Origin of the sequence: Vibrio sp. V01_P9A10T6, assembly GCF_963877065.1 — a bacterium.
GTDB classification, from domain to species: Bacteria; Pseudomonadota; Gammaproteobacteria; order Enterobacterales; family Vibrionaceae; genus Vibrio; species Vibrio anguillarum.
Genome location: NZ_CAWNTB010000189.1, coordinates 44,564 through 64,069, shown reverse-complemented (window position 1 = coordinate 64,069; position 19,506 = coordinate 44,564). Strand labels below are relative to the sequence as shown.

Sequence of the window (19,506 nt, the reverse complement as noted above, 5' to 3'; positions counted from 1 at the left end):
CCGATTTGACCTACTGACTGGCTGCCTAATTAGGCTTGAACCCTTACTGGCTGTGCCGTGTCAGTGAGGCGGCATTATAGGGAGAACGAAGATGAGTGCAAGCGGTTTTTAATAAAAAATAAGAAAAACATCTATTTTGTTTAAATAGCAGCCACAAAGCGTCAAAAGAGAGCATTTCGCTCTCTTTTGATAGGCTTTAATCTCTCTCGATCTTAAATAAAAGCGTAGGCATCAGCAAACATGTGATCGCTTTTTGCATTTTTGTATTGGGTAAACTGTTCTCTTGCTGCTCCAGCCATATCAAAACGACCTGCAATATAAATGTCGTACGCTTCTAACGACTCGAAATCATCATTGATCGCTTGGAGTACATTGCCAACCTTACCATTCCAACTTTCATCAGCCGTTTCAACAACAGGTACAAAGTGGATGTTCTCAAATTGCTGAGCAATCTCACTCAGTTCTGTTTTTGCATAGAGTTGGTAAACGTCTTTTGCTCCCCAGTACAAATAGATAGCGTTACTTTTCTTTTGGCTAATACAGTGATCTAAAATCGAGCGTACATAGCTAAAGCCTGTTCCTCCAGCAATGAGTAGTAGAGGGCGCTCATTTTCTTTTACCCACGCATCACCGTGAGGTGCATCTATATTGACTAAACCATTGTTGCTTAATGCCGTTCTCATTTTCTCAACCACTTCCTGTGCATAAGCATTGTGCTCGGCGGCACCAATGTGCAACTCTAGTTCACCAGAACGGCAAGGGCTGCTTGCGATAGAAAATGGACGTTTATCTTTCTCACCCATTTCTACCATGAGATATTGCCCAGCTTTAAATGCAAGAACGCTTTCAGGTTGGAGGATGATTTTATAAGTATTAGAGGCTAATGGCTCAATTGACTTTACTTTACATTGGGTGGTCATGTTTTTCCTCTGACTTACTCTGCAAAAGTAAGTACTAAGTTACTTGTTGCAAAGGCTTGGCAAGGGAATATCCAACCTTGTCGCTGCTCTTCGTCAGTCAACATCGGTTCTAAGTTATATTCCACTACACCTTCTAATTTTCTGCACATACACATAGCGCATGCACCTATTTGACAACGGTGTGGAAAAGAGATGTTCTTGTTGAGCGCAGCTTCCAACACCGTTGTACCGTCTTGCACTTCAAAAGTATCGCCTTTCGGCAGCAAGATCACCGTATAAGTCATAAAATACCTAGCTCATCCCAGAGCGAGTCTATTTTGGTGACGACCTCGTGATCTTTTTGGATTGGCGTCCCCCACTCTCGCTGAACTTCACCAGAGAGTTTGTTGGTTGCATCCAGTAGGAGCTTGGAACATTGCCCTTCATTAGCTTCTATACGATCAGTATCTCGAGACGGATCCATGCGCGTGGTTATCGCCCAAATCACATCATTCCAATCTCGGATATTCACATCATCATCACAGAGCACAACAAACTTCAGGTTTGAAAATGTCTCTAAAAATGCCCATATCTTTTTTAACAGCTCTTGAGATTGACCAGCGAACGCTTTGTTCATGGATACAATCAAGAAACCATCATTAGAAAATGGCACTAAATAGATATCAACAATCTCAGAATGCTGTGCTCTAAGCTGATCCAAATGCTCAGCTTTGATCTGAGGAGCCGTTGATGGTGATGACTGTTGTCTTGTACCATCACTCTCAACATCCCATTTAATGGTAGCATCTAAGCCCATTTTGGAGCCCAGCCCCACCACTGGGGAGGCAAAATCAAGTGAATCAATCGGTGTATGCTCGATAAATAAAGTATCTCGCACTGGGTCCATATGTGTTGTCATTGCATTGATAACTGAATTCCAATCACGAGCATCGACTGATTCATCGCACACCACCACATATTTAGTGTACATAAACTGGCGAAGAAACGACCAAACCCCCATCATGACTCGCTTTGCATGACCTGGGTATTGCTTTTTCATCGTCACTACCGCCATTCGATAAGAACAACCTTCCGGCGGCAAATAAAAATCGACGATTTCAGGAAACTGTTTTTGGAGTATAGGTACAAACACTTCATTTAACGCAACACCAAGCACAGCGGGTTCATCAGGTGGGCGTCCGGTATAAGTGCTATGGTAGATAGGATTGCTGCGCATTGTGATATGCGTAACCGTAAAGACACGATGCTTTTCAACTTCATTATAGTAACCCGTGTGATCACCATAAGGCCCTTCGTCAGCATATTCGTTTGGATCTATGTAGCCTTCCAGCACAATTTCCGCACTCGCAGGCACATCTAGATCATTACTGAGCGATTTAACCACTTCTGTTTTACTGCCTCGTAGCAATCCCGCAAAAGCATATTCAGAAAGCGTATCTGGCACTGGTGTCACCGCGCCTAAAATGGTTGCGGGATCAGCACCAAAAGCCACTGAAACTGGGAAATTCTCTCCGGGGTGAGTGTCCATCCAATCTCTTAAATCTAGAGCACCACCACGATGCGCCAGCCAACGCATGATGACTTTGTTTTTACTGAGTTTCTGTTGGCGATAAATCCCGAGATTTTGTCGCTTCTTGTTTGGCCCTTTAGTGATGGTCAGCCCCCAAGTCAGAAGAGGAGCAACATCATCGGCCCAACAACTCATCACTGGGATTTTGTCTAAGTCAACATCGTTGTCCTGCCAAACAATCTCCTGGCAAGGGGCCTTGCGTAGTCGTTTGGTTGGCATGTTGAGCACTTGCTTAAATAAAGGCAATTTATCGATAGCATCTTTGAAGCCCTGTGGTGGCTCGGGCTCTTTGAGATAAGCCAGTAATTTGCCGACTTCCCTTAACTCTTGGACCTCTTTACGCCCCATGCCGATCGCGACGCGTTTTGCGGTGCCAAACAAGTTAGTGAGCACAGGAACCGTATAACCGATCGGGTTTTCAAATAGCAAGGCCGGACCTGCGGCACGCAAAGTGCGGTCGCTAATTTCCGTCATTTCATAATGAGGGTCAATCGGGCAAGTAATGCGTTTTAGTTGGCCTGTTTTTTCCAGATGGTCAACAAATTCACGTAAATCCTTAAAGCTCATAAGCCTACTACATCGCTGATTAAACTGCAGGCAGTATAACAAAAACAACCCATTAACGATCCCCAAATTTCATAGGGTTATTGAGAGAGGGCTTGCAAAATACCACGACTTTTCACCTGAGAATTACTCACCAGTAAATCCTTTAGCCAGCGGCTGTGTCCTTGCTCGACCAAAGCAGTGGCCACTAAATTGACCTCTTCATTGATTGACATTTTGGCTATCAGAAAGTCGCGGATATCAGGACGCATGGGGCTAATGCGAACTAATGCCTTAATCGCTTGTACTTTTAAACTTGGATTTTCACTGGCGGCCATGATCTGTTTTATCGCAAATTCATCGCTTACGCTGGCTAATCGTGTGAGTTCCTGCTGAATGGAGAAATCGACCCGCATCAGCCACAGGAGTTTATAGATTTTAGGATCTTCACTAACTTGAGCTAATCGAACCATCACTTGTGTGGAAGGCAACCATCCGGTCACTGGCTCTGATGTCAGTTGCTCAGTGAGCGCAGCTAAAGCACTTGGGGATAGTGTATCTAACTCGCGGATCAGTAACGTTTCGCGAATTTTTACTTGATATTGAGTCCCTGACAACCATGTTTTCAGTACTAGCTCTTGGCGCTCCGCCTTCACCAAGAAATCGAGAATGGTTTGTTCCTGCCGCCAACGCTTTAATAAACGGCTGGCTATCGCAGAAGAGTCAAAAGCTGGGGTTGAGAATTCATAGCCTTGTTCTTTTTCGACAACTTGATAAGTGGGTGCAAGCGCTTGCTGCTCTTCAATGAAGATCACCATATTCGGCGTTAGCGCGAGATCCAACTGCTCGATTTTTTGCAGCAACAGAAAACGTGCAGCTTCTTGCGGTAATAGCGCTAAACGTTGTAATGAAAAACGCAAAGAATCAAATTCATCATGTACCGCGTACTGCAATAGCTCTGCACTTTTATGGCGAATTTGTTCTTCCTGAAGCCATTTCTGAGCTGTATCAGACGTTATTTCTATAAAGGCAGCACTTGGCCACGCACAAAATAAAAATAGCGAGAGGAGAAGCGACGACAACATTCCTTGTTGCATTTTAACCTCCTTGTAACATTTAGCCTATTGTGGAAGGTTAATGGGTCAAATGCAAACAAAAACGCCACCGATAAACGGTGGCGTTGGTCATACTAAACTTAGCGTTTATTATTGACGGCGCATCGCATCAAAAAACTCATCATTAGTTTTCGTCATAGCGAGCTTATCAATTAAGAATTCCATTGCGTCACTTTCACTCATTGGGTGAACGATCTTACGCAGAATCCACATTTTTTGTAACTCATCAGGTTTAGTAAGCAACTCTTCACGACGAGTACCGCTGCGGTTGAAGTCGATAGCAGGGAAGACACGTTTTTCCGCAATTTTACGGTTAAGGTGCAATTCCATGTTACCTGTACCTTTAAACTCTTCGTAGATAACTTCATCCATTTTAGAGCCGGTATCAACCAGTGCCGTCGCAATAATCGTTAAACTACCGCCTTCTTCTACATTACGAGCCGCACCGAAAAAGCGCTTAGGGCGTTGCAATGCGTTGGCATCCACACCACCAGTCAATACTTTGCCAGATGACGGGATCACTGTGTTGTAAGCACGAGCTAAACGTGTGATGGAATCAAGCAGGATAACGACATCTTTCTTATGCTCAACCAAACGTTTTGCTTTTTCGATCACCATTTCTGCCACTTGTACGTGACGTGAAGCTGGTTCATCGAACGTAGAAGCAACCACTTCGCCTTTCACAAGGCGTTGCATTTCCGTTACTTCTTCAGGACGTTCGTCAATCAGTAGTACCATCAACACACAATCAGGATGGTTGTTAGCAATACTTTGCGCGATATTTTGTAGCAACATGGTTTTGCCCGCTTTTGGCGGAGCAACAATCAAACCACGCTGGCCTTTACCAATCGGAGAGGCAAGGTCTAGAACTCGTGCCGTAATGTCTTCTGTCGAGCCATTACCACGCTCCATGATCATACGTTCATTGGCATGCAGTGGAGTTAAATTCTCAAATAAAATCTTGTTACGTGCATTATCCGGTTTGTCGTGGTTAACGGTGTTAACTTTTAACAATGCGAAATAACGTTCGCCTTCTTTTGGTGGGCGAATTTTGCCGGATACTGAGTCACCGGTGCGTAAGTTGAAACGGCGAATTTGGCTTGGTGATACGTAGATATCATCAGGGCCAGCTAAATATGAACAGTCGGCGCTACGTAAGAAACCAAAACCGTCTTGAAGAATTTCCAAGACCCCATCACCAAATATATCTTCACCACTTTTTGCGTGCGCTTTTAGGATGGAGAAGATGATGTCTTGTTTTCTTAGACGCGCTAGGTTTTCGAGGCCTAGGCTCTCACCAAGTTTCACAAGATCAGACACAGGTCTGTTCTTCAATTCTGTTAGATTCATTGTGGTGGATACTTGTTTAGTCAAAATAGGATCTATTTTCTAGTTAAGATGGATTTTGGTCTCAGGATCGACCAAGAAGTGAACACTTGTCTAATTAACGTGCGATAAACTAGCACTAAATAATAGCCTAGTCTAGAGTTTGTTTCTTTTCAAAAAAACAAAGCCGTGCATCAGAAAATGTACGGCTTTGCGATACCTGTTATAGGTTTGCGTCCAAAAACTCTTTCAATTGAGTTTTTGATAACGCACCAACTTTCGTTGCAGCGACGTTGCCATTTTTGAACAGCAGCAAGGTTGGGATGCCACGAATACCAAACTTAGGTGGAGTACCTGCGTTGTGGTCGATATTTAATTTACCGATAGTCAGTTTGCCTTCGTACTCGCTAGCGATTTCATCCAAAATTGGCGCAATCATCTTACAAGGACCGCACCATTCTGCCCAAAAATCAACAAGAACAGGGCCTGCAGCTTTGATTACATCGTTCTCAAAACCATCATCTGTAAGCTGCAAAATCTTATCGCTCATCTTCCACTCCAATATGTTTTTCTGCACTGATTATAAGCTAACCAGTAAATAGATGCTCTATTGGAATGTATTTACTTTCGTATTGCAAGCTTAAGCTGATATTCTATGGCGATGAAAAAGACACATATCACAGAGCAAAAGTTCGCCGATTTGGGATTACATCCTCAAGTTGTTGAAGGATTGGAAAAAAAAGGGTTCGATTACTGTACCCCGATCCAAGCCTTGGCGTTGCCGGTACTGCTCACCGGCCAAGACATTGCAGGCCAGGCCCAAACAGGGACTGGTAAAACGCTTGCGTTTCTCGCTGCTACTTTTAACCACTTACTAACAACCCCTGAACATGAAGGGCGAAAACCGACGCAGCCGCGTGCCATTATTATGGCCCCGACTCGTGAGTTAGCGATTCAAATTTATAACGACGCCGAACCTCTGATTGCCAGTACTGGTATCAAAGCTGCGCTGGCTTACGGTGGTGAAAGCTACGATAAGCAGTTGTCTAAGCTGCAAGATGGTGTCGACATATTGATCGGTACAACAGGACGTATCATCGATTTCTACAAACAACACGTGTTTAACTTGAATAATATTCAAGCAGTTGTGCTGGATGAAGCTGATCGCATGTTTGACCTTGGTTTTATCAAGGACATCCGTTTTCTGTTTCGCCGTATGCCAGAACCTAAAGAGCGCCTGAACATGCTGTTTTCAGCCACGCTTTCTTATCGCGTTCAAGAGTTGGCGTTCGAGCACATGCATAACCCTGAGCACGTGGTTGTTGAACCAGAACAAAAAACTGGCCATCGCATCCAAGAAGAGCTGTTCTACCCGTCTAACGAACATAAGATGGCGCTATTACAGACACTGATAGAACAAGACTGGCCAGATCGCGCCATCATTTTTGCCAACACAAAACACCGCTGCGACTCTATTTGGGGTCATTTAGCTGCAGATGGGCACCGTGTCGGCTTGCTAACGGGCGACGTACCACAGAAGAAACGTGAAAAGATCCTTGAGCAATTCACTACCGGTGATGTAGACATTCTTGTTGCAACCGACGTGGCAGCGCGAGGCTTACACATTCCTCAAGTCACACACGTATTCAACTACGACTTACCTGATGACTGTGAAGACTACGTGCACCGTATTGGTCGTACAGGTCGCGCAGGAGAGAGTGGTCACTCGATTAGCTTTGCCTGTGAAGAGTACGCCATTAACCTAACAGCGATTGAAGAGTACACCGGGCACGCGGTTCCTGTTTCTGATTACGATGCATCGGCGTTGATTGAAGACTTACCACCGCCAATTCGTCTGCGTTCTCGTAATCCTCAGCAGCGCCGTACTAATAACAATGGCCCTCGTACTGGCAACCGTAAGCCACAAAGTCGTCGCCCACGTCAACCGCATCAAAGTAATAAGGGTTCGTAATCCATTTATGAGTAAAGCCGTCTCCTCGCCGCTCTACGCTGCCATCGACCTTGGGTCGAACAGTTTTCATATGCTCATCGTGCGTCATATTGATGGCAGTGTACAAACGATGGCCAAAATAAAGCGCAAAGTACGCTTGGCCGCCGGGTTAGATGATAACAACGCTCTTAGCCAAGAAGCGATGCAGCGAGGATGGGACTGCCTCAGTTTATTTGCGGAACGACTACAAGATATACCCGCCAGCAATATCCGTATTGTTGGCACTGCCACACTGCGTACAGCCACCAACGTTGAGCTGTTTTTAACTCAAGCCAACCAAATACTCGGCCACCCAATTCAGGTTATTTCCGGTGAAGAAGAGGCGGCCACTATCTATAAAGGAGTGGCGCACACTTCAGGTGGCTTAGGACGACGCTTGGTTGTCGATATTGGTGGGGCCAGTACTGAACTCATCATTGGTGAAGGGTTCGATGCCAAAGCGTTAACCAGTTTAAAAATGGGCTGCGTCACTTGGCTTGAGCGCCATTTTAAAGACAGACAGCTTAACGCGGCTAACTTTAATCGAGCGATTGACGCTGCAAAACAGACGTTAGCGCCGATCCTTGAGCAGTACACACAGTTAGGTTGGGATGTGTGCGTGGGTGCCAGTGGCACAGTTCAAGCGTTGCAAGAGATTATGCTGGCGCAAGGGATGGATGAGGTGATCACTCATACCAAATTAAAACGCTTGCAAAAACAAGCGATGCTCGCCGATCATTTGGAAGAGCTTGATATTGAAGGCTTAACTTTAGAGCGAGCGTTAGTTTTCCCAAGTGGCCTCTCGATTTTAATTGCCATCTTTGAACTGCTCGAGATTGAATCGATGACCTTAGCTGGCGGCGCATTGCGTGAAGGCTTAGTGTATGAAATGGTCGAAGAGCTGCGCCAAGATGACATTCGGACGCGGACCATCAATAGCGTTCAAGTGCGATATCAAATTGATGTTGACTACGCCAAGCAAGTGGCTCAGCTTGCCCAATCCCTGCTCAAACAGTGTGGTGGGGAAGATTGGATTGCGGAACCGCAAGCTGAAATGCTGCTAATTACCGCCGCACAATTGCATGAAATAGGGTTAGCGATTGATTTAAAAAAAGGCGGTGAACACAGCGCCTACCTGTTACAAAACCTCGACTTACCAGGTTATACTCGTGCGCAGAAACACTTTCTAGGCGAAATTGCTCGTCGTTATCGCGAGCAGCTTTCTTCATTGCCAGAGCAGTACGCTCTGTCGGGCAACAGCGCCAAGCGGGTGTTACGTTTACTGCGCCTTGCCGTATTGCTCAGCCATCGCCGTAACGAGGCACTACAACCTAAATTTACATTACAAGCTCAAGGTGACCAACTGACTCTTCGGTTATCCGCCAAATGGTTAGCGGCCAATCCCCTTACCACCGCCGAGCTGGATATTGAAGCAAACCGTCAAAGCGACATTGGTTGGCCACTCATTATCGACCCATCATAGTCATAAGATGCAGAAACATAAAAAGCCCGAGCAGCACTTGCTCGGGCTTTGACTTTCGATCTTCACTGTCTACGACTTATCACTCAACTACTGAGCATTAATCCCAACGGTCCGAAAATCAGGGTTGACCGCGGTGAGCTTCCGGATCAAGTAATTGAGCAGCACACCGTACATCGGCACAAACAGGCCTAAACTGATCACCAGTTTAAAACCATAATCGACCAAGGCAATTTCGGTCCAATGTTCAGCCATGAATGGATCGGGGCTTTGATAGAAAGCAATCGCAAAAAAAGCGACCGTGTCTAAGGCATTACCGAATAATGTAGAACATGTTGGCGCAACCCACCACTGCTTCATCTGGCGCAGACGATTAAACACATGCACATCCATAATTTGCCCTAGCAAATACGCCATAAAACTGGCAATCGCAATACGAGCAACAAACAGATTAAACTCATGAAGCTGAGCAAGCCCTTGGAATTGACCTTCAAAAAACAGCACCGAGAGTGCATAAGAGACAATCAAAGCCGGTAACATCACTAAGAAAATGATTTTACGAGCCAACGCTGCACCAAAAATACGCACAGTGAGATCCGTTGCCAGAAAAATGAATGGGAAAGTAAACGCGCCCCAAGTGGTATGTAAACCGAATACAGTGAAGGGCAGCTGAACTAGATAATTGCTTGATGCAATAATGATCAAATGAAATAGCACTAAAAGTGCCAAAGCTTTGCGCTGCTGCGCAAGGGTAAAGTAACTCATTGTGTACCTTTTTAGTTTGTTTTGGGGGCGAGGGAACCCAAATCGAAGAATTAGTCTTGCATTAATTTATAGGCCTAACACGCGATCATATTCAAATCACGAGACCAGCGGCGGGCGATTATACAGCAATAAACCCCCTCGACAAGCCTTGAAATAAGAGCAAACGTTTACCCATTGAAGAAAATATAACCATTTCAAAATTCCCCTTTCACAGCTAAAGGCCGACCTTTTTGTTGTGAAAATCTATGGGAACGTGCTACTCTTCGCCTCCATTTTTTCTGGCCTTATTTTCATTCTCTAGGATGAAACTCTCTGGGTCAGTGCTATCTTTTAACATGTTGGTAGACGCAAATATCAGCATTCAATCCTAACCTAACGTGGAACAGAACAGATGGGCAAAGGTACTCTTTATATCGTCTCTGCACCTAGTGGTGCAGGCAAATCAAGCTTGATCTCCGCGATGTTGGAAACCAACCCAACCTATGCGATGAAAGTCTCTGTTTCACATACCACACGCGGCATGCGCCCGGGCGAACAAGATGGTGTTCACTACCATTTTGTGCAAAAAGAGCTGTTTGAAGAGTTGATCACTACAGGTGAATTTCTCGAACATGCTGAAGTATTTGGCAACTACTACGGCACCTCCAAGGTATGGATTGAAAATAACTTAAACAAAGGTATTGACGTTTTTCTTGATATTGACTGGCAAGGCGCGCGTCAAATACGCGACAAAATGCCGGATGCAAAAAGTGTGTTTATCCTTCCTCCTTCAAAAGAAGAATTGGAACGCCGCTTGAATGCTCGTGGTCAAGACAGTGAAGCCGTCATTGCTAAACGTATGAATGAAGCTCAAGCTGAAATCTCGCATTACACCGAATACGACTATGTCATCATAAATGATGATTTCGATGTGGCATTAATGGATTTCAGAGCTATTTTACGTGCTGAACGATTGAAGCAAGACAAGCAAGCTGCTAAATATAACAGCATGCTCAACGCGCTACTGGCGGAATAATCATCCGCTCAAACAAGGCAAAGTCTATCGCTAGTATAAACAAAGATTAGACTGTATACTTTCTCGTCATTTAAAAATTTTTAGTTAACTATTTGGAGTTCTCATGGCACGCGTAACTGTTCAAGACGCTGTTGAAAAAGTGGGCAATCGTTTCGACCTAGTTCTGATTGCGGCTCGCCGCGCTCGTCAAATGCAAACTGGCGGTAAAGATTCATTGGTGCCAGAAGAGAACGATAAGCCAACCGTTATCGCTCTGCGCGAAATCGAAGAAGGTCTTATCACGAAAGATGTGCTTGATGCTCGTGAGCGCCAAGAGCAGAAAGAGCAAGAAGCCGCAGAATTGGCCGCCGTAAGCAGCATCGCTCACAACCGTTAATTCTGCCATTCAAATTCAACAACCTTCCGGGCCTATAATTTGTATCTATTTGATAGCCTTAAAGACGTTGTCCAAGAATACCTAACAGAGCCTCAAATTGAGGCTCTGCGTCAATCTTATGTGGTCGCACGTGAAGCCCATGAAGGGCAAACCCGTTCTAGCGGCGAACCTTACATTATTCACCCTGTTGCGGTTTCTCGAATTTTGGCTGATATGCGCCTTGATTTGGAAACGCTACAAGCAGCGTTATTACATGATGTCATCGAAGATTGCGATGTCACTAAAGACGATCTTGAAGCGCAATTTGGTCACGCCGTGGCGGAGTTGGTAGACGGGGTTTCTAAACTCGACAAGTTGAAATTTCGTGATCGTAAAGAAGCCCAAGCCGAGAACTTTCGTAAGATGGTACTGGCAATGGTGCAAGATATTCGCGTTATTCTCATCAAACTTGCTGACCGCACACACAATATGCGTACCCTTGGCGCATTGCGCCCGGATAAAAAGCGCCGTATTGCCCGTGAAACGTTAGAGATTTACGCGCCTCTTGCTCACCGCTTAGGGATTCATAACATCAAGACTGAGCTAGAAGAGCTTGGCTTTGAAGCATTGTACCCAAATCGTTATCGCGTATTGAAAGAAGTGGTAAGATCCGCTCGCGGTAACCGCAAAGAGATGATCCAACGCATCCACAGTGAAATTGAAGGCCGCTTGCAAGATTTCGGTTTGAAAGCACGCGTGGTCGGCCGTGAAAAGAACCTGTTCTCCATCTATAACAAGATGAAAACCAAAGAGCAGCGCTTTCACACCATTATGGACATCTACGCTTTTCGAGTCGTGGTCGACACTGCAGATACTTGTTATCGTGCATTAGGCCAAGTTCATAGCTTGTACAAACCTCGCCCGGGGCGCATGAAAGATTACATCGCCGTACCCAAAGCGAACGGCTACCAATCTTTGCATACCTCGATGGTCGGCCCACACGGCGTCCCAGTTGAAGTGCAGATCCGCACTGAAGACATGGAACAGATGGCCGACAAAGGTGTTGCTGCTCATTGGTCTTACAAAGGTAATGGCGAACGCACTGGCACCACCGCGCAAATTAAAGCACAGCGCTGGATGCAAAGCCTACTTGAGCTACAACAAAGCGCTGGCAACTCGTTTGAGTTTATTGAGAACGTTAAGTCGGATCTTTTCCCTGATGAAATCTACGTCTTCACCCCCAAAGGCCGCATCGTTGAGCTGCCTGTCGGGGCGACTGCGGTTGATTTTGCCTACGCGGTACACACCGATGTCGGTAATACCTGTGTTGGAGCTCGTGTTGATCGAAACCCTTATCCGTTAAGTAAATCACTGAAAAACGGCCAAACGATTGAAATCATCAGCGCACCTGGGGCTCGTCCTAATGCCGCTTGGCTCAACTATGTGGTCACGTCTCGCGCTCGTACTAAGATACGTCAAGTGCTTAAAACCATGCGCCGTGAGGAATCGATCACACTTGGTAGACGTTTGCTCAATCACGCGCTGGGTGATCTTTCACTCAGTGACATCAGTGACGAGAACATTAAGCATGTGATTGGTGAGCTTAAAATGGCCACGGTCGATGATCTGCTGGCCGCAATTGGTTTAGGCGAACTGATGAGTATTGTCATTGCGCGTCGTCTGCTTGGCGATGCTGATGAGCTGACCGAAGTGGAAAGCAATGATGGCAAACCGAAAAAGAAACTGCCGATCCGCGGCGCTGAAGGTATTTTGCTCACGTTTGCTAACTGCTGCCACCCCATCCCAGACGATCACATCATTGCGCATGTATCTCCGGGTCGTGGTTTAGTGGTGCATCGTGAAACCTGCCCTAATGTTCGTGGCTACCAAAAAGAGCCGGATCGTTACATGGCGGTTGAGTGGTCTAAAGATTACGACCAAGAGTTCATCACCGAACTGAAAGTGGACATGCAAAACCACCAAGGTGCGTTAGCGGAACTGACGAATGTAATCTCGAAAACAGGTTCCAACATTCATGGCCTCTCCACCGAAGAGCGTGATGGACGTTTGTATACTGTTACTGTGCTGCTGACCACCAAAGATCGCATTCACTTAGCAAACATCATGAAAAAAATTCGTGTGATGCCTCATGCACTGAAAGTGCGACGCCGGAAAAATTAAACTATCCAAATAAATAAAACCCCTTGCGGCTAACCACTCATGGGGTTTTTTATTTTCCGACACCCTACCTCCATCTTGCATTTTAGGCGTCACTATTCAAATTAGCCGATGGCCTGCCGCTTATCGACCATTACATGATTTTATGCTGTACAAAAAAACAGTTCGATGGTTGAATAATACATAACGATACTGTTAATGAGCCTTGTTATGTCACAGCTACTGTCCGCGATTCCTCTCACCTCACTCTCTGGCGTGGGCGCTAAAGTGGCTGAAAAACTGGAAAAAGTTGGCTTAATCAGTGTGCAAGATCTGCTGTTCCATCTCCCTTTACGTTATGAGGACCGCACACGGATCTACCCTATTGCTAAATTGCATCCCGGGCTTTGGGCCGCCGTGCAAGGTAAAGTCATGGCGGTGGATACGGTTTTTGGCAAACGCAAAATGCTCACAGTAAAAATAAGCGATGGTAACGGCACCATTACGCTGCGTTTTTTTAACTTTACGGCTGGGATGAAAAACAATTTTGCTGAAGGTAAGTTAGTGCACGCTTACGGTGAAATTAAGCGTGGTGGATTCGGCCTTGAAATTGTTCATCCTGATTATAAATTTTATGCTCCTCAGCAACAGCCAGATGTCGAAGCTAACTTAACACCCGTTTATCCAACAACCGATGGCCTACGCCAACTCACGCTACGCACACTCACTGATCAAGCATTAAGTTTACTCGACAAAGCCGCCGTACAAGAATTGCTACCCGCCGGGTTGTATGATCACCAAATTACGCTCTCTGAAGCGCTGCATATCATTCACCGGCCGCCACCGGGCATTAACCTGCAACTGTTTGATGAGGGGAAACACCCGGCGCAGGTTCGCTTAATTATGGAAGAGCTGTTGGCGCAAAACCTCTCCATGCTGGCTGTACGCCATCAAGGCCAGCAAGATATCGCATTGCCGCTGGCTGGGTCTGGCAAACTCAAACAACAACTGCTTGCACAACTGCCTTTCTCTCCCACCAAAGCACAAACACGTGTTGTGACAGAGATCGAAGCCGATCTGGCACAAGCTCACCCCATGATGCGTTTAGTACAAGGTGATGTGGGCTCAGGGAAAACCTTGGTCGCTGCATTAGCCGCCGCACGTGCTATCGAACATGGCTATCAAGTAGCATTAATGGCACCGACGGAATTGCTGGCCGAGCAGCACGCAATTAACTTTGCCAACTGGTTTGAAGCAATGGGCATCCAAGTCGGCTGGCTGGCGGGTAAATTAAAAGGCAAAGCGAAAGAAACAGAACTAGCTCGCATTGCCAGCGGTGAGGCAAAAATGATAGTGGGTACTCACGCTCTTTTCCAAGAACAAGTTGAATTTCATCACCTTGCGCTCGTCATCATTGATGAACAACACCGCTTTGGCGTCCACCAGCGTTTAGAACTGCGTGAGAAAGGGGCGAAGCAAGGCGCGTATCCGCACCAGTTGATCATGACCGCAACGCCGATCCCACGAACTTTAGCGATGACTGCTTACGCTGATTTAGAAACCTCCGTTATTGATGAACTGCCACCGGGACGAACGCCCATTCAAACTGTCGCAATCCCAGATACAAAGCGTGATGATATCGTCGAGCGCGTACGTCATGCCTGTTTGAGTGAAGGAAAACAGGCTTATTGGGTCTGTACTTTGATTGATGAGTCTGAGGTGCTAGAAGCGCAAGCCGCCGCCGACACAGCGCAAGAGCTACAACGCACTCTGCCCGATGTCAAAATCGGTTTGGTGCATGGCCGAATGAAGCCAAGCGAAAAACAAGCGGTGATGCAAGCCTTTAAAAACAATGAGCTGCACTTGCTGGTTGCCACAACGGTGATTGAGGTTGGCGTTGACGTGCCGAATGCGAGCTTGATGATCATCGAAAACCCTGAACGTTTGGGCTTAGCACAGTTGCACCAATTACGCGGCCGCGTAGGGCGAGGCTCTGTCGCTAGCCACTGCGTATTGCTTTACCATGCACCGCTATCGAAAACCGCGCAAAAGCGCTTGGGCGTACTGCGTGAGAGCAATGACGGTTTCGTAATTGCTCAGCGAGACTTAGAAATTCGCGGTCCGGGTGAGCTGCTTGGTACCAAACAGACCGGCCTCGCGGATTTCAAAATTGCGGATTTAGTCCGTGACCAACGTTTAATTCCTGAAGTACAGCGCATTGCTCGCTACTTACACGACCATTATCCAAGCCACGCGACCGCCATTATCGATCGCTGGTTAGGAGAGAAGGACATCTACGCCAAAGCATAAGATTGTTCGTTCTGTATTCCCCTCTCCCTTACACAGCAAAGCAAACGTTTGCTTTCTTGCGTAAACCCTCTATAATTTCGCCAATTTTTTTAGTGAACTACTCACTTATCCAGTCCGAGCAGATTCTGATTAACAGCAATCACAGATGACGTGTCTGCTCCACTTAGTGCTCCCACTCAGCGAACGCTAAGACAACAACGCACCATTAGGAAAACAGTATGACTATCCACAACGCTTCGCGTAAGTCTGATTTGGTTTATCAACTCAACGATAGGCCACCGCTACCCCAAACCATTTTCGCCGCTTTACAACATTTGCTAGCCATGTTTGTTGCGGTCATCACCCCTTCGCTTATTATTTGCCAAACACTTGGTGTTTCTGCCGAACAGACCAACACCATCATCAGCATGTCGCTGTTTGCATCTGGCTTATCCTCCTTTATCCAGATCCGCACCATTGGCCCGATTGGCTCCGGTTTACTTTCTATCCAAGGCACCAGTTTTAACTTTCTTGGGCCAATTATTGGCGCAGGCTTGTCATTAAAAGCGGGTGGTGCAGATATCAGCACTATGATGGCGGCGATCTTTGGCACCATTTTAGTCGCTTCTTTTGCTGAAATCCTATTATCACGAGTGCTGCAATACGCGCGCCGCGTGATCACGCCGCTAGTGTCAGGCATTGTGGTCACCCTGATAGGCTTAACACTGGTACAAGTTGGTTTAGTTTCTATGGGTGGCGGCTATGCTGCGCTCAGCGATGGCACTTTTGGCAGCTTAGACAAACTGGCGCTGGCGGGAACCGTGCTTGGACTTATCGTGCTGCTCAACCGCTCAAGTAACCCATACATTCGCGTAGCATCGATTGTGATTGCGATGTTCGTCGGTTATATCATGGCCTACTTGATGGGGATGGTGAACACTGATTCACTGAGTGAGACTGCCCTGATTGCCCTACCAATACCTATGCAGTTTGGTTTGGGTTTTGATTGGTCACTCTTTATTCCTCTGGTACTGATTTTCTTGATCACAGCATTGGAAGCGATTGGTGATATCACCGCCACTTCTGAAGTGTCGGGCGAACCTGTCAAAGGGCCGATTTACATGAAGCGTATTAAAGGTGGTGTACTGGCTGATGGTTTGAACTCCGCGCTGGCGGCGGTCTTTAACAGTTTTCCCAACTCGACCTTTAGCCAAAACAATGGCGTAATTATGCTCACCGGGGTTGCCAGCCGTTATGTGGGTTACTTTATTTCCGCCATGCTGGTGTTGCTCGGCCTGTTCCCAGGCGTGGCAAGCTTTGTACAATTGATTCCTGAACCGGTACTTGGCGGTGCAACCATCGTCATGTTCGGCACCATTGCAGCCGCGGGTGTGCGTATTATTTCCCGTGTGGATCTCGACCGCCGCGCGATTTTAATCATGGCGCTGTCGTTTTCGATGGGGTTAGGCATTGCGCAAAAGCCAGAGATTCTGCAATTTATGCCCGAGTTCATTAAGAGCATTTTTTCATCCGGCGTAGCGGCTGGCGGCATCACCGCCATTTTGCTCAACTTGCTACTGCCAGAAAAATTGCCACGCGAAGAAGAAGAACTCGAAGAGCTCAAAACCAACTGATTGCATGGATGTGCCCAAAAACTTCGGTCAGCAGCCGAAAAGGCATAAACCGTAAACACAATGGGCTCAACTGAGCCCATTGTGTTATTTAGTGAATAAGCCCCTATTTGGTCGGGAAGCTCAGCTGCGCTTTGAGTCCACCTTCACTGCGGTTACTCACCACAACGCTGCCATGATGCTGGCTAACAATCCGTTTTACTATCGCCAAACCAAGTCCAGTGCCTTCACTGCCGCGCGCCGTATCACCACGCGTAAAAGGTTCAAACACTTTACTCACTTGGCTAGGATCAATACCCGGGCCATTATCTTCGACGCAAACCCAAGCCATTTTGTTATCTGCGGTACTGCCCGTGCTCACCTTAACCCAACCATTGCCATAACGAATGGCGTTCACCACTAAGTTGCTCACCGCGCGTTTAATGGCGATCGCATTGCCAAAGGCTGGCTGCATTGGTAAATGCAGCGCGACATCGATTTTGATCTCGTAGCCCCCTTCGGCAGTGGCGACATCATTGGCGATCTCATTGAGATCAACGGCGGTAAAGGTCTGTTTATTGACGGGTTTAAGGTAGTCCATAAACTGACTGATGATCTCGTTACACTCTTCCGTATCACTGATGATCCCTTCGGCTAGATAACTCTCTTCTGGAGACATCATTTCCGTGGCTAAGCGAATACGAGTCAGCGGTGTACGTAAGTCGTGGCTGATCCCCGCCATCAATAATGAGCGATCCTCTTCAAGCGCTTGGATCCCTTTCGACATTTGATTAAACGCCAACGTCACCGCGCGAATTTCAGAAGCGCCTTTGAGTGGCAATGGTGGCGGATTCTCACCTCGGCCAACGGCTTTGGCGGCTTTTTCTAAGGCAATTAAGGGACGATTTTGCAGACGAATAAACAGCCATCCCCCTAAGACGATCAGTAACGCCATCACCAAACTATTGTGAAATAGTGGCGCAAAATCCTCTTTTTGCAGCTCAGAGAGAGGGATGCGTATTAATGACCCTGGAAAAGAGTCCACTTTCATCCATAAAATATAACTCTCTTTACCCAAAATCATCCGCACATCGGTCGGCGAGCCGAGCTCATTGCTCATCTCCTCGCTCATCAAATCAATGCTGATGGCATCGTGATACTCTTGGGCCATCTCACTCTCTTCACTATGAATGGTGACGCCCAATTGTTCTAACACTCGGCGGCGCTGTAAGGCGTCCATTCCCAGCTTCGATGTATTATTCGCCGCATCGTCCAGCATTAAGTTGATCTCATGGCCCAAAATCTTATTGAACTGCTGCAAACTGGGCATCAAAGCATAGTTAAATACGGCGTAATAAGAATACACTTGGCTGGCGATCAGCAATGAAAAGAAGAGCAAAATCGATTGAGTAAAGGAACTGCGAATGCGCATAGGAAAACCCGCTATGAACGTACTATCAAAAAGGCGACAAAAAAGCTCCTGTGGGTTAACCGACAGGAGCTGATTGAAATTTAAGACTCTTTACCATCTGGAACGAAGACATAACCTAAGCCCCATACCGTTTGTATGTAGCGTGGTTTGCTTGGATCCACTTCAAGCATGCGACGTAAACGCGAGATTTGCACATCAATCGAGCGCTCCATTGCGGAGTATTCACGCCCTCTTGCCATATTCATCAACTTATCGCGCGACATTGGCTCACGCGCATTGGTGACTAGGGTCTTCAATACGGCAAATTCACCGGAAGTGAGCGGCATCGGCTCATCGCCACGGAACATTTCGCGGGTACCTAAATTCAGGCGAAACTCACCAAATTCAACCACCGACTCTTCAGCACTTGGCGCGCCGGGGGCTTCAATCACTTGGCGACGTAGCACGGCTTTGATTCGCGCCAGTAGTTCACGCGGGTTAAACGGTTTGGGCAGGTAATCATCCGCACCCACCTCCAAGCCAACAATACGATCCACTTCGTCGCCTTTGGCGGTCAGCATTAAAATCGGCAACATGTTATTGGCGTTACGCAAGCGGCGGCAAATAGACAAACCATCTTCACCCGGCAACATCAAATCAAGCACCATTAGGTGGAAGTTTTCACGAGTGAGCAGGCGATCCATCTGTTCGCTATTGGCGACACTACGCACCAGAAAACCTTGCTCTGACAAGTAACGCTCAAGCAATGCACGTAAACGCGCATCATCATCCACCACTAAAATTTTATAGTTTTCTTGCATCTGAGATCCCACCTAATTCTGAGCTTCAGCCAATATCAAACCGAGCGAGTAAAATGTAACACCGTTGCGGCTAAAATCATGCAAAGAATTGTTAACGTTTATGTCTTTTGTCGCGCTTCGTTGTTAGACACTAAGCGGA

At 46.7% G+C, this 19,506-nt stretch carries 16 protein-coding genes; 7 read left to right on the top strand and 9 right to left on the bottom strand.

Annotated features, from left to right (window positions below):
• Nucleotides 1-212 precede the first annotated feature (212 nt).
• From fre to trxA, 6 genes are all read right to left on the bottom strand, one after another.
• Complete coding sequence (gene fre, locus AACQ21_RS14620) at nt 213-920, bottom strand: NAD(P)H-flavin reductase (RefSeq protein WP_088728573.1); 708 nt, start codon at nt 918-920, stop codon at nt 213-215.
• 14 nt (nt 921-934) lie between these two features.
• Entirely contained in the window at nt 935-1,204 is a 270-nt protein-coding gene (locus AACQ21_RS14615; protein WP_013855397.1) for a 2Fe-2S iron-sulfur cluster-binding protein, read from the bottom strand.
• Nucleotides 1,201-3,057 carry a 4-hydroxy-3-polyprenylbenzoate decarboxylase gene (gene ubiD / locus AACQ21_RS14610; protein WP_105976371.1) on the bottom strand — a complete coding sequence of 619 codons (1,857 nt, stop codon included), beginning with the start codon at nt 3,055-3,057 and terminating at the stop codon, nt 1,201-1,203. The genes AACQ21_RS14615 and ubiD overlap by 4 nt, the downstream gene beginning before the upstream one ends.
• Before the next feature lie 77 nt (nt 3,058-3,134).
• Nucleotides 3,135-4,130: a hypothetical protein gene (locus AACQ21_RS14605; RefSeq protein ID WP_105976370.1), complete on the bottom strand. Its 996-nt coding sequence runs from the start codon at nt 4,128-4,130 to the stop codon at nt 3,135-3,137.
• A 108-nt stretch (nt 4,131-4,238) separates the two neighbouring features.
• Nucleotides 4,239-5,498, bottom strand: a complete 1,260-nt coding sequence (gene rho, locus AACQ21_RS14600) for a transcription termination factor Rho (RefSeq protein WP_010319292.1) — start codon at nt 5,496-5,498, stop codon at nt 4,239-4,241.
• 199 nt (nt 5,499-5,697) lie between these two features.
• A complete protein-coding gene (gene trxA / locus AACQ21_RS14595) occupies nt 5,698-6,024 on the bottom strand; it encodes a thioredoxin TrxA (protein ID WP_010319293.1) in 327 nt (108 codons plus the stop codon).
• A 111-nt stretch (nt 6,025-6,135) separates the two neighbouring features.
• On the opposite strand from trxA, the gene rhlB reads away from it, so the two are divergent.
• Complete coding sequence (rhlB, locus tag AACQ21_RS14590) at nt 6,136-7,446, top strand: ATP-dependent RNA helicase RhlB (RefSeq protein ID WP_026027733.1); 1,311 nt, start codon at nt 6,136-6,138, stop codon at nt 7,444-7,446.
• A 7-nt stretch (nt 7,447-7,453) separates the two neighbouring features.
• The gene (gene gppA, locus AACQ21_RS14585; protein ID WP_105976369.1) at nt 7,454-8,947 is read left to right on the top strand and encodes a guanosine-5'-triphosphate,3'-diphosphate diphosphatase; all 1,494 of its coding nucleotides are present in this window, start codon (nt 7,454-7,456) and stop codon (nt 8,945-8,947) included.
• 87 nt (nt 8,948-9,034) lie between these two features.
• On the opposite strand, the gene AACQ21_RS14580 is transcribed toward gppA, so the two are convergent.
• A complete protein-coding gene (locus tag AACQ21_RS14580) occupies nt 9,035-9,709 on the bottom strand; it encodes a 7-cyano-7-deazaguanine/7-aminomethyl-7-deazaguanine transporter (RefSeq protein ID WP_026028324.1) in 675 nt (224 codons plus the stop codon).
• A gap of 391 nt (nt 9,710-10,100) precedes the next feature.
• On the opposite strand from AACQ21_RS14580, the gene gmk reads away from it, so the two are divergent.
• The 5 genes from gmk to AACQ21_RS14555 all read left to right on the top strand — a co-directional run bounded on the left by gmk (nt 10,101) and on the right by AACQ21_RS14555 (nt 17,159).
• The gene (gene gmk, locus AACQ21_RS14575) at nt 10,101-10,724 is read left to right on the top strand and encodes a guanylate kinase (RefSeq protein ID WP_105976368.1); all 624 of its coding nucleotides are present in this window, start codon (nt 10,101-10,103) and stop codon (nt 10,722-10,724) included.
• A gap of 103 nt (nt 10,725-10,827) precedes the next feature.
• The gene (gene rpoZ, locus AACQ21_RS14570; RefSeq protein ID WP_013855406.1) at nt 10,828-11,100 is read left to right on the top strand and encodes a DNA-directed RNA polymerase subunit omega; all 273 of its coding nucleotides are present in this window, start codon (nt 10,828-10,830) and stop codon (nt 11,098-11,100) included.
• Between the two features lie 39 nt (nt 11,101-11,139).
• A complete protein-coding gene (gene spoT, locus AACQ21_RS14565; protein ID WP_017045712.1) occupies nt 11,140-13,260 on the top strand; it encodes a bifunctional GTP diphosphokinase/guanosine-3',5'-bis pyrophosphate 3'-pyrophosphohydrolase in 2,121 nt (706 codons plus the stop codon).
• Between the two features lie 207 nt (nt 13,261-13,467).
• Nucleotides 13,468-15,546, top strand: a complete 2,079-nt coding sequence (gene recG, locus AACQ21_RS14560) for an ATP-dependent DNA helicase RecG (RefSeq protein ID WP_088720729.1) — start codon at nt 13,468-13,470, stop codon at nt 15,544-15,546.
• 218 nt (nt 15,547-15,764) lie between these two features.
• On the top strand, nt 15,765-17,159 hold the full coding sequence (locus AACQ21_RS14555; RefSeq protein ID WP_047688004.1) for a uracil-xanthine permease family protein: 1,395 nt from the start codon (nt 15,765-15,767) through the stop codon (nt 17,157-17,159).
• 103 nt (nt 17,160-17,262) lie between these two features.
• On the opposite strand, the gene envZ is transcribed toward AACQ21_RS14555, so the two are convergent.
• On the bottom strand, nt 17,263-18,567 hold the full coding sequence (envZ, locus tag AACQ21_RS14550) for a two-component system sensor histidine kinase EnvZ (RefSeq protein ID WP_013855410.1): 1,305 nt from the start codon (nt 18,565-18,567) through the stop codon (nt 17,263-17,265).
• 80 nt (nt 18,568-18,647) lie between these two features.
• Nucleotides 18,648-19,367 carry an osmolarity response regulator transcription factor OmpR gene (ompR, locus tag AACQ21_RS14545; RefSeq protein WP_010319303.1) on the bottom strand — a complete coding sequence of 240 codons (720 nt, stop codon included), beginning with the start codon at nt 19,365-19,367 and terminating at the stop codon, nt 18,648-18,650.
• Nucleotides 19,368-19,506 lie beyond the last annotated feature (139 nt).